Genomic DNA, 13783 nt, shown 5'->3' with positions numbered 1-13783 from the left:
TGAGCACTTTTGAGCTCGCCGCCCGCTTCCCCAGATTTCCCCCTCAGGCAGGGCGGCGATGGGTCAAAGCTAGCCTGATTCGAGTCAGGGCGAAATAGTGGCGGCCTAGATTTTGTGGGTCGCAGAGGCAGCCACATCTATATCTAGTGGTGTTGGCAAGTTGGGGATTGGGGGCCGGAAAAGCCCGAAAAATCAGGCTTGGCGCCGAATGCCGCAAAAATGAGCGTGTGTAAAAGCTCGCATTCCTGGGTTTCGGGCCGGCTCCCAGAGCCTAATCCGATTCCGTTTGTCGCAGGTACCCAGGCGCATGTTGTAATTCTGCCGCAAAGGCTGTGGCAGCAACTCGGGCCGCATGCTGTTCCGTGGCGGCCGGCGCGGGACAATGCGCACTGGCGCTCCGGCAAGCGACAGGTTAATCCCAATGGAATTGCGGTGCGGAGGCGCGGTTCATGGGCATCTTCAGCGAGATCTTCAGCTGGTGGGGCGGCAATACGTGGGGAACGCGGCTCACCATCGCGCGGCAGGGCCGGTACGTCGGCAGCGACGACTTCGGCAACCGCTACTATGAGCAGATCAAGGGGGTCGGGCCTGAAGGTCCGCTCGGCCGCCTTCGGCGCTGGGTGACGTACACCGACCTCGCCGAGCCGTCGAAGGTGCCGCCGGAATGGCATGGCTGGCTGCATTATACGTTCGATACGCCTCCGACTGAGGAGCGCTATACGCCGAAGCACTGGGAGAAGCCGCATCGTCCCAACATGACGGGCACGCCGGAAGCGTATCGCCCAGCCGGGTCGATTCTCGGAGCGGGCCAGCGGCCCCGCGCGACGGGCGATTACAAGCCGTGGCGGCCGGAATAGCCTAAAACGGCGCCGATGGGGTTGCCCAGCCATGGCTACGCCATCGTTGCGTCGCAGTTGAGCATTCGGCGCATGCGCGTCAGGTGTGCCGCGTCTCCAATCGCAAATGCAGGATTCGTTTTCATGATCGGCCTCGGAACAGGCATCCGGCACGTCGCGATGAAGGGAAGGGTACGTTTCTGTGGGCCGCTCGTCGTGGTGGTTGCAGCTGTCGCGGCCACGCCGGCGGGTGCCAACGAGCGGCTCGAGAATCGCGTCGCGGTGTTCTCGGCCCTCGACAAGGTGACGGCGACCATCAAGACGCTCGAGATCCCGATCAACGAGACGGTGCAGTTCGGGGCGCTGAAGGTTACGCCACGGGTCTGCTACACGCGTCCGCCGACCGAGCAGCCGAAGACGACAACCTTCGTCGAGGTCGACGAGGTGCAGCTCGACGGCAATGAGAAGCGCGTCTTCTCCGGCTGGATGTTTGCGCAGAGTCCGGGGCTCAATGCCGTCGAGCATCCGGTGTTCGACGTCTGGCTCACCGATTGTCAGAAGCCGCGCAACGCTGTCGCTCAGCGGCCGGTGCCCAGTCCCGACAATCCCGAAGGGGCGGTACCGTGGGGCGTCGAAACCGAGCCGACGGACGAGCCGCAGGAGCTACAGCGGCGGCGCGTGCGGCGCTGAGATAGGTCACCCGCGCTCACAACTGTGTCGGCCAGGACTCACGCCAGTAAGGAATGACGCGTGCGGTTACCAATCCCCCGTCTTTTCTCTACCGCGAATCCCTCTTCGCGAGCATTCTCCGCATCAAACAACACATTGCGCCGCCCTAGGGGCCTGATCCATCGGAAGTTCCTCGTGGAACCGACGATTGCGTGACGGTTTATTAACGTGAGCGCAACCGTTGGCTGGCTTCTTGCGGCCGAGACATTGGGAGCCTCCGCATGTTCGATACCCGCTCCATCGCGTATGACGCGACTTTCATGATCCTCTACATCGGGCTCGCCGCCGCGATGGCGGTGCTGTCGCTGTTGCTACTGGCGTTCGCCGCGCTCGACATCGAGTTCGGGCCGCACCAGGTCTGGGCTGCGGTGGTGAACATTGCCGGCTGGGCTTTGCTGCCCTTTGCGCCGCGTCTGTACCGGCGGCTCGTCGGCCACCGCTTCTCGTGGCGCGCCAACAGTGCGCTGGGCGGCCAGATCTAGGATCTAGGCTTTGGTTCTGCGCATTTTCTAACGACGAGCCGATGCCGCTTCGCCGGAAAATGCTTTATCCGATCAGCTTGGCGGCGTGCGGCGCGAAGTAGGTGAAGATGCCTGACGCGCCGGCGCGCTTGAACGCCAGCAAACTCTCCAGGATCGTCTTGTCGGCATCGAGCCAGTCTTTTTCGGCGGCGGCCATGATCATCGCGTACTCGCCCGAGACCTGATAGGCGAAGGTCGGCACGCGGAACGTCTCCGAGACGCGGCGCACGATGTCGAGATAGGGCATTCCAGGCTTCACCATCACCAGATCGGCGCCTTCGGCGAGGTCGAGCGCGACCTCGCGCAGCGCCTCGTCGCTGTTTGCCGAATCCATCTGATAGGTGCGCTTGTCGCCTTTGAGCAATCCGCCGGAGCCGACCGCGTCGCGGAACGGGCCGTAGAACGCGCTCGCGTACTTGGCGGCGTACGACATGATCTGCGTATCGGCGTGTCCGGCTTCCTCGAGCGCACGGCGGATGGCGCCGATACGGCCGTCCATCATATCCGATGGCGCCAGGATATCGGCGCCTGCCTCGACCTGGACCAGCGATTGACGGACCAGCACGGCGACGGTCTCGTCGTTGGCAACGTGGCCGTCGATCAGGAGGCCGTCGTGTCCGTGGCTCGTATAGGGATCGAGCGCGACGTCGAGGACGACTCCGACGTCGATGCCGGCGGCCTTGATGGCGCGCGTGGCGCGGCAGACGAGGTTGTCCGGGTTCAGGGCCTCGCGGGCGTCGTCTGTGCGCAGTTTCGGATCGGTGCTCGGAAAGAGCGCGATGGCCGGAATGCCAAGGGCTTCAGCTTCGCAGGCGGCTTCGACGATGAGATCGACGCTCAGACGCGAGACGCCGGGCATGGAGGCGACCGGCTCGCGTTGCCCTTCGCCTTCGATCACGAACAGTGGCCAGATCAGGTCATTGGGCGTGAGGCTGGTTTCGGCGACTAGGCGACGCGACCAGGCCGCGCGCCTGTTGCGGCGCGGGCGGACGGCCGGATAGCCGCCGATCGCGGTCTGGTGCGCCGCCGTTGCGGCGCGGGGCGATAAGGGTTTGTGCAGGGTCAACGCGAAGCCTTTCGTCCGGGATCGGCGCGACCATCCCGCCTCCGGCCCCCGAGCGCAAGCCCCTTGTTAGACCGATGATTTACGCTCCGGACTGATAGGTTCCGACGCGATCGTGGTCTGGGCTGTGTAAATCAAATCAGTCGCAGATCTTGCGGAATTTGCGCTCGGCCATGTCCACGTGGAAGTGGTTGCGGTGGGCCTCGTTGGCCTCGGGGCCAAGCGTCGTGCCGAAGATCTGGCAGCCCGAGGCGTGGACCCCGTGCAGGAAACGGGCGGTCGCGTTTTTGGGGGGCGGCGCCTTGACCTTGGCGGCCTCCTCGGGCGGCAGGGCGGCGACCAGGGCCGCTTCCTCGCGCGAGAGGCGGCGTTTGCCGGCCTGCTTCTGGCGGTCCGCTTTCTTGGTGCGCTTGTCCTTGTTGGAGCCTTTGGCCTCCTTCGTGCCGGTAAGGTTTGTAGACTGGGTTTCGATGTCGCCGTCGCGGGTGACGGACGCGTTCACGGCCAACGAGGATTTGGCGTCCTTGGCCAGACCTTCGGCTAAGGTCTTGCGCGGCAGCGAGGTGACACGCCCCTCGGCGGCCGCGTCGGCCACCTCCGCGCGCTCCTTGGCAGCTTTCTCAGCGGCGATCTTTGCCGCTGCGGCCTTCTCGGCGGCGGCGCGGGCGGCCACGACCTCTTTCAAGACGTCGCGCCGCGTCTCGCCCCAGTGGGCCAGCACCACGGCCTGGTCGCCCTTGCGGGTGGTGAAGCTGCGAATGTCGAGCGCATTGGCCTTGCCGTGCTCCGAGAGCTTGTTGCCGATGCGGCCGTAGGCCATGCGGCAGGAATAATCGCTCATGGATTCCATGCGGATGACCTCGGAGCCGAGGTGGCGCTTGGCGGCCGGCTGCACGTCCTCCTTCACCCATTTGGTGAGTGCGACGACCAGTTCGCAGGAGACGACGGGCGGCGGAGAGAGCGCGACCTCAGGGCTTTTTCCGATCGATACGAGGCGGACGGGCGCCATGCTTCCGCAATCCCCCTGGCGCATCGGCGGCTCGGGGATCGTGACCGCGTCCACGCCCTTCAGGAGCTGGGTACAGCGGGCCCGCGCCAGCTCGACCTCGGCGGCCGGCCATTCGTTGGCGTTGGTGGGCTTCTGCTTCTCTGCGTCAGCCTTTTTGTCGGCTTCGGGCTTTGCAGTGGGTGCAGGCTCCGCTTTGGCGGCTTGTGCAGCACTTTCTGCTGCCGCCTTGTTCTTCGCGATAACGGCGGGCTTTTTTGGATTTCGCTCGGGAAGCGGAATGTCGGCCGTCTCGTCAGCCGGGGTTTCAGGCTCCGTCTCGTCGGTAGCAGGCTTTTTCTTGCGGGACTTCGATTTGCGCGGCTCGATGGCGTTCTTGGCGGCGGTGGCGGCTTTCGACGCGGCCTTGGTGGCATCGATCACGATCGTCTCGAAGGCGTTCGTCACCGTCTCGGGGATCGACGGGTCGGCAGCGTGCGCACCGGTGGCGACAGTCGCGGCGAGGGCGAAGACAACGGCGGAGCGATACCGCATACGGGGTGCGATGCTGAGGCCCATTCCGTCCCTTGATTGCAGGGGCCCGCGGGAGCAGGCCGGCCTTGAGGTGGCGCGCGACGAGGGCGCTGCGAATCAGGCAGGCAGTTTCATCTCGCCGACGGAGCCTGTATAGCCGCGAAATGTGGCCCCAAGTGGCACCGTCCCCGCAACGCACGCATAGTTCGATTTGGGGTTGGCGACGGCGGATTGCGAGTCCACGGAGAGATTGATGGGCGAGACGGTAGACGAGACGCTGAGGGTCGAGATCGTTGGATCTCTGACGTTGCTCACGCTGGCGCGATCGCGCGCGCTCAACGCGCTGACCGAGCATATGCGCGCGAAGCTCTCGGAAGCGTTGTGGTCGGGGGCGCGCGATCCGCAGGTCTATGCGGTCGCCATCCAGTCCGAAAGTCCGCGCGCGTTCTCAACGGGTTCCGACGTGCGGGAAGTGATCCAGCTCGCGCGGAGCGATCTTGCCAGAGGCCGTAAGGCGTTTGCCGACGAATACGCGCTCAACTGGCAGTGCGAGTGCTTCTCCAAGCCGACCGTGTCGCTGATCAATGGCCTGGCCATGGGCGGCGGCATTGGCATCTCGCTCTACGGCACGCATCGGGTGGCGGGCGAGGGCTATTCGTTCGCGATGCCGGAGACCCAGATCGGGTTGTTTCCGGATGTTGGGGTCTGCCACGCGCTGTCACGGATGTCGGATCACGTCGGCATGTATCTGGGGCTCACGGGGCGCAGCATCGGGCGCGCGGAAGCGTATGCGCTGGGGCTCGTCACGCACTGCATCGACGCCTCCGAGTTCGAAGCCATCAAGACGGCGCTCGCCGATACGTGGCCCGTCGATACTGTGCTCGACGAGCGTCACCGGGAGCCCGGTGCGGGCGAGCTTCTGCCCTGTCGCGCGCTGATTGCCGACTGCTTCTCGGAACCCAGCGTCGAAGCGATCCTGGCGCGTCTCGAGGCTGTGAGCGGCGCGCATCGCGACTGGGCGCAAGAGGTGGTTGCGGATCTCAGGCGGCGCTCGCCGGTCTCGCTCAAGATTACGCACCGGCATATCCGAGAGTCGCGCGGCCGAGATCTCCGACAGACGCTCATCGCCGATTACAGGATCGCCGCGCACATCCTGGCGGCGGACGGTGACTTCTACGAGGGCGTGCGCGCGATGCTGATCGACAAGGACGGCCCGCCGCGCTGGTCGCCTCAGCGCATCGAGGATGTCAGTGACGAGATGCTGGACCGCTATTTCGCGTCGCTCGACGCTGATGAGATGCCGTTGCCGACGCGCGAGGAGATGCAGGCGGCGCGGGCATAAGGCGGGTCTCGGTGTGTAATGGCGGGACCGAGATTCACCGCATATTTACCCAACAGATTGAGCTAATTTTTATGGATCTCGCGTAGCCTCCACATCATCAGAACCGGAAAACCGGTCGCGTCAAACAGGTTGTTGTGTGTGAGGCAGGGTTATGAACACCGCTAGCAATGCGGAGCGCAAGCGTGCGCCCGTGGACCAGGGTCCAAATCTTCGTTCGGAGTATGTGCAGAGTCTTCATCTCATCGAGCGTCTGCACCGTCTCCTGCTCGATGTCATCAAGGACGAGTTCGATCGCACCGGAACGTCGGACCTCAACGCCGTGCAGGCGCTCTTGCTCTACAACATGGGCGACAACGAGCTGACGGCCGGTGAGCTCAAGAGCCGCGGCTTCTACATGGGCTCGAACGTATCCTATAATCTTAAGAAGCTCGTCGAGATGGGTTACATCGACTACGAGCGCAGCGACAGCGACAAGCGCAGCGTGCGCGTGTCGCTGTCGGCTAAAGGCCGGCAAGCTGCTGACGTCGTCACCAAGCTCTACCAGCGTCAGCTCGGTTCGGTCGAAGCCGTGGCTCAGGTCACAAGCGATGAGCTGCAGGGTCTCAACAAGGCCCTGGCGCGACTCGAGCGCTTTTGGACCGACCAGATCCGCTATCGGCTGTAGTCCTCAGCCGCCTGCATACAAAGCCAGACGCATGAGGGGTGCCGCGGGGCGCCCCTTTTGCATTTCTGAGGGACAGCTCTCCTAAGGGGCAGCTATGGCACGCAGATCCGGTCTCTCGCTTCGCATTTTACTTGTGGCGGAGCCGCATCACCCCCGCCCTGGAGCGGGGCAGGGGCTTTTGGTCGGGCCGGGAACATGCAATTCTCCCGGTAAAACGGTATCTCGTACGGGATGCGGTTGCTTGCGCGCGGTAGCGCACACAGCGGCGCACAGGGAGAGCCGGCCACCACGCACCAGGCTGGGGCCGGCGTTTGCGAGGGGGATTCCATGGCGGTGTCGATATCAGGCGCGCGTGGCAAGAGCATTCGCATGGGAGCGGTGGCGCTCGCGTTTCTGCTTTTCGCCCGTCCGGGCTTGGCCATGGACGACTTCTGGACCTTGCAGTTCGGTCCGAAGGACGGCGGTCCCAGCGACATCGTGACGGAGCGCCAGCGGCTGCGAGAGCTCGAGCGCAATCCGCCGCCGGGATATCCGACGCTTTCGCCGAAGAACGTCGCCGCGACGCGCGCGGCCATCGAGCGCTACGAGGCGATCGTCAAGGCCGGCGGCTGGAAGCCGGTCCCTGACGCCGTAGTGAAGCCCGGCGAGCAGCACTTTGCTTTGGTCGAGCTGCGGGACAGGCTCATCGTCTCGGGCGAGCTCAGCCCGGATGCAGCTGGTGGCGACACGCTCGACGGAACTTTACAGCAAGCGCTTGAGGCTTATCAGTCCACCAACGGGCTGACGCCCAATAGGCGTCTCGACAAGGCGACGGTGGCTTCGCTCAACGTGTCGGCAGAAGATCGCCTGAAGCAGCTCAAGGTCAACCTCAAGCGCATCACGGAACTGTCCGGCGTGGCCAAGTCGCAGGGCAAGTATGTCGTGGTCAACATTCCGGCGGCGCAGGTCGAGGCGGTGGCCCTCAACAAGGTGATCTCGCGGCACACGGGCGTGGTGGGCAAGGTCGACCGGCCGACGCCGATCCTGCGCTCGTCGATCACAGAAATGAACTTCAACCCCATCTGGCGGCTGCCGCCGACGGTGATCAGCAAGGATCTCATCCCGCAGGGGCGTGAGATGCAGGCCAAGGGCGAGAACGTTCTTCTCAAGACCGGCATCGAGGCCTACAGCAACGGCAAGAAGGTCGATCCCGAGAAGGTCGATTGGAGCTCGCCCGCGGTGAAGTCCTACGCGTATCGGCAGCCACCGGGTAAGGACAATCCGCTCGGCTTTGTGAAGATCAATTTCGCCAACAGCGATTCCGTCTACATGCACGACAGTCCGTCGGAAGGTCTTTTCGGTCGGAATTTCCGAGCAGCAAGCTCGGGGTGCATTCGGGTCCATAACGTCGAGCGGCTCGCGTACTGGCTGCTCGGCCAAAATAGTGGCTGGGACCAGGAGCGCGTCGAAAAAATGAAGGAAACCGGTGAGCGCAAGGACGTGCGGCTCGCGACGCCGGTGCCCCTGCATTTCGTCTATATTTCGGCCTGGGCGACCGAGGACGGAACCATCCATTTCCGCCGCGATCTCTATAATCGTGACGGCGTAGCGGAAATCGCGACCTCCTATTGAGGCGCTGAGCGCTATTAGGCATCCCTTGATCCCTATCAAGGCAAGCGGTGTTTTTGCGCTGCAAAAAGGATGCTGACGCGACGGATACATTCCGTTGCCGCGTTTCTTACTGGCGGTGCGCGGCCTATTACTGCGGCATAAGAGCCGTTGCACTGTAACAGTTGGCGCGCGATGCTAAAGAAAACACGGTTTGCTCGATCTGGCTCGGTGCCGTTCCTCGGAAACTGGTTTGCACATTTCCGAAAGCACACCTAAAACCAGCCGCGCGCCGGAGAACAAAGGTCCGAGGAATACGTCGATGGTCGATTATGCGGGGCAGCTTAGGGCATCTCTCGATGCGATCCGGCGCGAGGGACGCTATAGGGTGTTCGCCGATGTGAAGCGTCACCGTGGCCAGTTTCCCGCCGCAGACCATGTCACGCCCGAAGGCGCCAAGCCGATCGTCGTGTGGTGCTCCAACGACTACCTCGGCATGGGACAGCATCCCAAGGTTATCGCCGCCATGCACGAGGCCATCGACTTGGTGGGTGCGGGCTCGGGTGGCACGCGCAATATTTCCGGCACGACGCATTATCACGTGGAGCTCGAGCATGAGCTCGCGGATCTGCACGGCAAGGAGCAGGCGCTGCTCTTCACCTCGGCCTACGTCGCCAACGATGCGACGCTCTCTACGCTTGCGAAGCTGCTGCCCGGCTGCGTGATCTTCTCCGACGAGAAGAATCACGCTTCGATGATCCAGGGCATCCGTCACGGCGGCTCCGAGAAGCGCATCTTCCGCCACAACGATGTTGCCGACCTCGAAGCGAAGCTGAAGCAGGTGCCGCGCGACGCGCCGAAGATCATCGCGTTCGAGAGCGTGTACTCGATGGACGGGCACATCGCGCCCATCTCGGCGATCTGCGATCTTGCCGAGAAGTACGGGGCGCTGACCTACCTCGATGAGGTGCATGCGGTCGGCATGTACGGCCCGCGCGGGGGCGGCATCGCCGAGCGCGACGGTGTCATGGGTCGCGTCGACATCATCAACGGCACGCTGGCGAAGGGCTTCGGCGTCATGGGCGGCTACATCGCCGGCACGCGCGACCTTTGCGACGCGATCCGCTCCTACGCGTCGGGCTTCATCTTCACCACGTCCCTTGCGCCTGCGATTGCGGCAGGTGCGCTTGCGAGCATCCGACATCTCAAAGTCAGCTCGCTCGAGCGCGCCCGCCATCAGGAGCGCGCACGCGCGCTCAAGAGCCGGCTCATGGCGGCCGGACTGCCGGTGTTCCAGAATCAGAGCCACATCGTGCCGGTTCTGATCGGCGACCCGGTGCACTGCAAGGAGGTCACCGATCGCCTCCTCGACCAGCACGGCATCTACGTGCAGCCGATCAACTATCCGACCGTGCCGCGCGGGACGGAGCGCATCCGCCTCACGCCCGGGCCGCATCACACCGACGCGCAGATGGACTATTTGACCAACGCGCTCGCCGAACTGTGGGCCGCTTGCCCCGCTTCCGTCGGACGTACCGGCAAGCTCGCCGCCGAATAGGCGCGTCTTCTCCCATTGCGAGGCCCGCCGGGTTTATCCTCGGCGGGCCTATTTTTTTGGTGCCCGGGCCTACGCCGGGCATGTTGCAGCGCACAGCAATTACTGGGTGCGACGCGACTTCCCTGTTGCTATTGGCTGGCGCATGGTAAGGGCGTGCGAAAGTAGGGTTCCCTGTGCCGCATCCCATGCCAGCGCCGGATGCGGGCGGCGCGCCATCCCGCTTTTTTCGAGTTAACCCTTTCGACGCTGTCCAGCTTCCGTTCAATTTCCAGCCGGATCTACGAGGAAACGTCCATGCTCAACACGAAGGCCGAGAGCCCGACCCATCGCTTCTTCAAATCGCACATCGCGGAGACGGACCCCGAGGTCGCGTCGGCCATCGACAAGGAGCTGGGGCGTCAGCAGTACGAGATCGAGCTGATCGCGTCTGAGAACATCGTGTCCCAGGCCGTGCTGGACGCGGCCGGCAGCGTGCTCACCAACAAGTACGCCGAGGGCTATCCGGGCCGGCGCTACTACGGCGGCTGCCAGTACGTGGACATCGTCGAGGACCTCGCCATCGAGCGCGCCAAGAAGATCTTCGGCTGCGGCTTCGCCAACGTGCAGCCGAACTCGGGCTCGCAGGCAAACCAGGGCGTGTTCAATGCGCTCGCCAAGCCGGGCGATACGATCCTCGGCCTCAACCTCGCCCACGGCGGCCACCTCACGCACGGCGCGACGGTCAACCAGTCCGGCAAGTGGTTCCGCGCAGTGCATTACCAGGTCGAGCCTGATACGCATCGCGTCGATATGAATAAGGTGCGTGAGATCGCAAAGGCGGAGAACCCGCGCATCATCATCGCCGGTGGCTCGGCCTATCCGCGCCAATTCGACTTCGCGGCGTTCCGCTCGATCGCTGATGAGGTCGGTGCGCATCTCATGGTCGACATGGCGCACTTTGCCGGCCTCGTCGCGGCCGGTGAGCATCCCTCGCCGTTCCCGCACGCACACGTCGTCACCACGACGACGCACAAGACGCTGCGCGGCCCGCGCGGCGGCATGATCCTCACCAACGACGAGGGCATCGCCAAGAAGATCAACTCGGCGATCTTTCCCGGCATCCAGGGCGGTCCGCTGATGCACGTGATCGCCGGCAAGGCGGTGGCGTTCGGCGAGATCCTGACGCCGGAGTTCAAGAGCTACGCGAAGCAGGTGATCGTCAACGCCAAGGCAATGGGCGAGGTGCTCGTCAACTCGGGCTTCGCGCTGGTCTCGGGCGGTACGGACACGCACCTCATCCTCGTCGACCTTCGTCCGAAGAAGCTCACGGGCAACATCTCGGAGAAGTCGCTCGGCCGCGCGCACATCACGTGCAACAAGAACGGCGTGCCGTTCGATCCGGAGAAGCCGATGGTCACCTCGGGCATCCGTCTCGGTGCGCCGGCCGGCACGACGCGTGGCTTCGGGGAAGCGGAATTCCGCGATATCGGCCGCATGATCGCCGAGGTTCTGGAAGGCCTTGCCAAGAATGGCGAAGCCGGCAACGGCGCCGTCGAGGAGAAGATCAAGGCCGAGGCGACGGAGCTCTGCAAGCGCTTCCCGATCTACTGATCCGGCACTTTCCCGTTGGGGAGAGGCGCGGGGCTGGCGTTTCGCCATCCCTCAAACTGAATTAGAAGAAGGCGCCGGGGTGGTGAGCCCCGGCGCCTTTCAGTTCGGAGACCGATCGATGCGCTGCCCCTACTGCTCCTGCGAGGAAACGCAGGTCAAGGACAGCCGGCCAACGGAAGAGAATGCGGCGATCCGTCGGCGGCGCGTGTGCCCCGATTGCGGTGGCCGTTTCACGACCTTCGAGCGCGTGCAGTTGCGCGAGCTGATCGTCGTCAAGCGCTCGGGGCGCAAGGTGCCGTTCGACCGCGACAAGCTGCAGAAGTCAGTCGCGGTCGCGCTTCGGAAGCGGCCGATCGAGACGGAGCGCATCGAGCGCATGGTGTCGGGCATCGTGCGCCAGCTCGAGAGCTCGGGTGAGACGGAGATTCCGTCCTCAACCATCGGCGCCTATGTGATGGAGGGGTTGCGCGCGCTCGACCCGGTGGCGTACGTGCGGTTTGCGTCGGTCTACCGTGATTTCCGTGAGGCCGCGGATTTCCAGGAGGTGCTCGGCGAGATCGCGCGCGACGACGTCTCCGGCGCGCTGCGGCTGGCAAAGAAGCATTAAGGTACGTCCGCGCTGCTCTGGCGGCAAGGGCGGAAGGCAGTCATGAGTTTCTCGTCTTTCGACGCGCACATGATGCAGATCGCGCTGATGCTCGCGCGGCGGGGGCTCGGCACGGCCGCGCCCAACCCATCGGTCGGAGCTGTCGTTGCGGATGAGGCGACGGGCGAGCTCATTGCGCGCGGCGTAACGCAGCCGGGCGGTCGCCCGCACGCGGAGCCCGTGGCGTTGGGGCGGGCTGGCGCACGGGCGCAGGGTGCCACGCTCTACGTCACGCTCGAGCCGTGCGCGCATTTCGGAAAGACGCCGCCGTGCGCGGATGCCGTCGTTGCGGGGGGGCTCAAGCGCGTTGTCATCGGTGTCGAGGATCCGGATCCGCGCACGCGCGGTGATGGGATCGCGCGCCTGCGCGATGCCGGCATAACGGTCGAGGTCGGTCTTGCTGGCGAGGATGCGCGCTGGGTGACGATGGGGCACATCCTGCGCGTCACCGAGCGGCGTCCGTTTGTACAGCTCAAGATGGCGTTCGCTGAGGACGGCACGATCCCGCGGGGGGCCGACGGGCGCGCGCGAATGGTGACGGGGCTTGAGGCACGCGCGCTTGCGCATCGGCTGAGGGCGGAGGCCGATGCCATTCTCGTCGGCGCCGGCACGGCGCGCGACGACGATCCGGAGCTGACCTGCCGTCTGCCCGGGCTTGCGGGGCGGTCGCCGACGCGGGTCGTGCTGTCGCGGGGGCTCGATCTGCCGGACGGGCTCAAACTGGTGCGGAGCGCCCGTGATGTTCCCTCCTGGGTCTTCTCGGCCGAGCAATCCGCGGCGGAGCGGACGCAGGCCTTTGAAGCTGCGGGTGTCCGCCTCGAGCGTCTCCCGGCCGGGGACAAAGGGCTGGTGCTGCGGGAGGTGCTGGCGCGACTCGCTGATGCCGGCGTGACGCGGCTCCTGGTCGAGGGCGGGGAGGCCGTCTGGCAGGCCTTCGCCGATGCCGGTTTGGTGGACGAAGTCGTGATTTTTCAGGCCGGAGCGGCTGGAGGCGAGCCGACCCGGCTCGCGGAGCTTGCCGCCCGGTATGCTCAGGGGCTAGATCTCGCGCTCACGGCGCACCGGAGCGTCGGAGCGGACGCGGTGGCGTTCCTCCGTGCACGGCAGTCCGTCCCACTCTAGGAAGCGAAAACGTGTTTACGGGCATCATTACCGACGTCGGCGAGATCATCGGCCGCGAAGGCGGGCGGTTCGCCATCCGCTCGCATTATGACGCCGACGGCATCGCGCTCGGCGCGTCCATTGCGTGCGACGGCTGCTGCCTGACGGTGGTCACGGTGCGGGCGGACGGCGATGGCTCCGCGTTCACCGTCGACGTTTCCAACGAGACGCTGTCGAAGACGACGCTCGGATCCTGGGAGGCGGGTTATGCTGTCAACCTCGAGCGGGCGCTGCGCGCGGGTGACGAGCTTGGCGGACATATCGTCTCGGGACACGTCGACGGCGTGGGCGAAATCGTGGACATGCATTCCGACGGCGAGAGCGTGCGGGTGTTGATAGAGGTGCCGACAGAGCTGGCGCCTTTCATAGCGCCCAAGGGCTCGGTTGCGCTTAACGGCACGTCGCTCACTGTCAACGAGGTCGAGGGCCTGCGCTTCGGCGTCAATCTCATCCCCGCGACCTTGACCCAGACGACCTGGGGGCGCAAAAAGCCCGGCGACGAGGTCAACGTAGAGATCGACCTCTTCGCCAGATACGTGGCGCGGATCATGGAGTTTCGCGAGTGAG

Annotated in this window: 13 protein-coding genes; 11 read left to right on the top strand and 2 right to left on the bottom strand. The window is 64.7% G+C overall.

Going from position 1 to position 13783, the window contains the following annotated elements:
* The first annotated feature begins 449 nt into the window (after positions 1-449).
* The 3 genes from CS1GBM3_RS08565 (at position 450) to CS1GBM3_RS08555 (ending at position 2047) form a co-directional block, all read left to right on the top strand.
* Complete coding sequence (locus tag CS1GBM3_RS08565) at positions 450-857, top strand: NADH:ubiquinone oxidoreductase subunit NDUFA12 (protein WP_072394499.1); 408 nt, start codon at positions 450-452, stop codon at positions 855-857.
* A gap of 123 nt (positions 858-980) precedes the next feature.
* Positions 981-1526 (top strand): DUF2155 domain-containing protein, encoded by a 546-nt coding sequence (locus tag CS1GBM3_RS08560; RefSeq protein ID WP_244534598.1) that lies wholly within the window; start codon positions 981-983, stop codon positions 1524-1526.
* A gap of 260 nt (positions 1527-1786) precedes the next feature.
* Positions 1787-2047 carry a hypothetical protein gene (locus CS1GBM3_RS08555; RefSeq protein ID WP_072394496.1) on the top strand — a complete coding sequence of 87 codons (261 nt, stop codon included), beginning with the start codon at positions 1787-1789 and terminating at the stop codon, positions 2045-2047.
* Positions 2048-2111: 64 nt separating this feature from the next.
* Here the strand turns inward: CS1GBM3_RS08555 and hemB are convergent, their stop codons facing one another.
* The gene (hemB, locus tag CS1GBM3_RS08550; RefSeq protein ID WP_244534697.1) at positions 2112-3095 is read right to left on the bottom strand and encodes a porphobilinogen synthase; all 984 of its coding nucleotides are present in this window, start codon (positions 3093-3095) and stop codon (positions 2112-2114) included.
* A 193-nt stretch (positions 3096-3288) separates the two neighbouring features.
* Positions 3289-4713, bottom strand: a complete 1425-nt coding sequence (locus CS1GBM3_RS20095) for an extensin-like domain-containing protein (RefSeq protein WP_072394493.1) — start codon at positions 4711-4713, stop codon at positions 3289-3291.
* Positions 4714-4921: 208 nt separating this feature from the next.
* On the opposite strand from CS1GBM3_RS20095, the gene CS1GBM3_RS08540 reads away from it, so the two are divergent.
* The 8 genes from CS1GBM3_RS08540 to CS1GBM3_RS08505 all read left to right on the top strand — a co-directional run bounded on the left by CS1GBM3_RS08540 (position 4922) and on the right by CS1GBM3_RS08505 (position 13782).
* A complete protein-coding gene (locus CS1GBM3_RS08540; RefSeq protein WP_072394490.1) occupies positions 4922-6010 on the top strand; it encodes an enoyl-CoA hydratase/isomerase family protein in 1089 nt (362 codons plus the stop codon).
* Between the two features lie 151 nt (positions 6011-6161).
* Positions 6162-6674, top strand: coding sequence for a transcriptional regulator LdtR (locus CS1GBM3_RS08535; RefSeq protein WP_072394488.1), 513 nt, complete (start codon positions 6162-6164; stop codon positions 6672-6674).
* A gap of 327 nt (positions 6675-7001) precedes the next feature.
* On the top strand, positions 7002-8285 hold the full coding sequence (locus tag CS1GBM3_RS08530) for a L,D-transpeptidase family protein (RefSeq protein WP_244534597.1): 1284 nt from the start codon (positions 7002-7004) through the stop codon (positions 8283-8285).
* Positions 8286-8583: 298 nt separating this feature from the next.
* The gene (hemA, locus tag CS1GBM3_RS08525; RefSeq protein WP_072394485.1) at positions 8584-9819 is read left to right on the top strand and encodes a 5-aminolevulinate synthase; all 1236 of its coding nucleotides are present in this window, start codon (positions 8584-8586) and stop codon (positions 9817-9819) included.
* Between the two features lie 294 nt (positions 9820-10113).
* On the top strand, positions 10114-11409 hold the full coding sequence (glyA, locus tag CS1GBM3_RS08520) for a serine hydroxymethyltransferase (RefSeq protein WP_072394482.1): 1296 nt from the start codon (positions 10114-10116) through the stop codon (positions 11407-11409).
* Between the two features lie 118 nt (positions 11410-11527).
* Positions 11528-12016 carry a transcriptional regulator NrdR gene (gene nrdR, locus CS1GBM3_RS08515; RefSeq protein ID WP_072394479.1) on the top strand — a complete coding sequence of 163 codons (489 nt, stop codon included), beginning with the start codon at positions 11528-11530 and terminating at the stop codon, positions 12014-12016.
* A 42-nt stretch (positions 12017-12058) separates the two neighbouring features.
* Positions 12059-13177, top strand: a complete 1119-nt coding sequence (gene ribD / locus CS1GBM3_RS08510) for a bifunctional diaminohydroxyphosphoribosylaminopyrimidine deaminase/5-amino-6-(5-phosphoribosylamino)uracil reductase RibD (RefSeq protein WP_072394476.1) — start codon at positions 12059-12061, stop codon at positions 13175-13177.
* 11 nt (positions 13178-13188) lie between these two features.
* Entirely contained in the window at positions 13189-13782 is a 594-nt protein-coding gene (locus tag CS1GBM3_RS08505; protein WP_072394473.1) for a riboflavin synthase, read from the top strand.
* The last annotated feature ends 1 nt before the right edge of the window (position 13783 follow it).

This window comes from Hyphomicrobium sp. CS1GBMeth3 (assembly GCF_900117455.1).
Taxonomy (GTDB): Bacteria; Pseudomonadota; Alphaproteobacteria; order Rhizobiales; family Hyphomicrobiaceae; genus Hyphomicrobium_C.
Note: the sequence above shows the minus strand (reverse complement) of the source record. Positions and strands in the feature narration are given on the sequence as shown.

Excerpts from the sequence above, each read along its gene's own strand:
- CS1GBM3_RS08565 (WP_072394499.1), top strand. The coding sequence starts at position 450 with ATGGGCATCTTCAGCGAGATCTTCAGCTGGTGGGGCGGCAATACGTGG.
- CS1GBM3_RS08560 (WP_244534598.1), top strand. The coding sequence starts at position 981 with ATGATCGGCCTCGGAACAGGCATCCGGCACGTCGCGATGAAGGGAAGG.
- CS1GBM3_RS08555 (WP_072394496.1), top strand. The coding sequence starts at position 1,787 with ATGTTCGATACCCGCTCCATCGCGTATGACGCGACTTTCATGATCCTC.
- CS1GBM3_RS20095 (WP_072394493.1), bottom strand. The coding sequence starts at position 4,713 with ATGGGCCTCAGCATCGCACCCCGTATGCGGTATCGCTCCGCCGTTGTC.
- CS1GBM3_RS08540 (WP_072394490.1), top strand. The coding sequence starts at position 4,922 with ATGGGCGAGACGGTAGACGAGACGCTGAGGGTCGAGATCGTTGGATCT.
- CS1GBM3_RS08535 (WP_072394488.1), top strand. The coding sequence starts at position 6,162 with ATGAACACCGCTAGCAATGCGGAGCGCAAGCGTGCGCCCGTGGACCAG.
- CS1GBM3_RS08530 (WP_244534597.1), top strand. The coding sequence starts at position 7,002 with ATGGCGGTGTCGATATCAGGCGCGCGTGGCAAGAGCATTCGCATGGGA.
- hemA (WP_072394485.1), top strand. The coding sequence starts at position 8,584 with ATGGTCGATTATGCGGGGCAGCTTAGGGCATCTCTCGATGCGATCCGG.
- glyA (WP_072394482.1), top strand. The coding sequence starts at position 10,114 with ATGCTCAACACGAAGGCCGAGAGCCCGACCCATCGCTTCTTCAAATCG.
- nrdR (WP_072394479.1), top strand. The coding sequence starts at position 11,528 with ATGCGCTGCCCCTACTGCTCCTGCGAGGAAACGCAGGTCAAGGACAGC.
- ribD (WP_072394476.1), top strand. The coding sequence starts at position 12,059 with ATGAGTTTCTCGTCTTTCGACGCGCACATGATGCAGATCGCGCTGATG.